2 protein-coding genes are annotated in these 660 nt (G+C 69.2%); both read right to left on the bottom strand.

Translation table 11 applies throughout. From position 1 onward, the window contains the following. Positions 1-389: exodeoxyribonuclease III (locus G6027_RS19105; protein WP_241727205.1), on the bottom strand; the 389-nt coding region annotated here is incomplete at its 3' end. A 13-nt stretch (positions 390-402) separates the two neighbouring features. Next, positions 403-660, bottom strand: a 258-nt coding sequence (locus G6027_RS16300) for a GNAT family N-acetyltransferase (RefSeq protein WP_182638067.1), incomplete at its 5' end; no start/stop codon positions are given.

Below are 660 nucleotides of genomic sequence, written 5' to 3' on the forward strand. Positions count from 1 at the left end.
AGTTTGTAGGTGTAGTGCGGGTCCGCCAGCTCGCGACCGTTGGGCACGTAGAGGCTGTAGACGCGGACGCCGTCGCACACCGCCGAGATGGCGCGCGCCTCCGGGTCCTGGGTGACCTCGGGATCCTTGTGGAAGCCGGGCATGTCGTCGAAGCCCAGCCGGACGTCGTCGAGCCCCACCCGGGAGGCCACCGCCACGCCGTTCCACTGGCTGAGCCCGTGGTGGGCGACCTGGTACCCCAACTCCTCGAACGCCTCGTGCGGGAACTGGTCGTCCTTGCACTTGGTCTCCTGCATGGCCAGCACATCCACGTCCGAGCGTTCCAACCAGGCCACGACACGATCCCGTCGAGCTCTGATCGAGTTCACATTCCAGGTGGCCAGGCGCATGGCGAGCAGTCTATTACCCCGGGTCGGATCGCGCGGACCGCGGAGCAGAACCCTCGACGACGACGAGGTGACGCATCGAATGATGCGGGGCCAACCCGAGCTTGGCCCACAGGCCGCGACCGGCCGAGTTGTCCGCGAACACGTGGAGGTGACACTCCTCGGCGCCCAGGGTCAGTCCCCACTCGACGAGCGCGCCGGTGACCACCTCGGCGAGCCCGCGGCGGCGGTGGGCGTCGGCGGTCTGCACGCACGAGACCGCGACGCGGGGCGC

Source organism: Dietzia sp. SLG310A2-38A2 (assembly GCF_014145095.1).
Lineage (GTDB): Bacteria > Actinomycetota > Actinomycetes > Mycobacteriales > Mycobacteriaceae > Dietzia.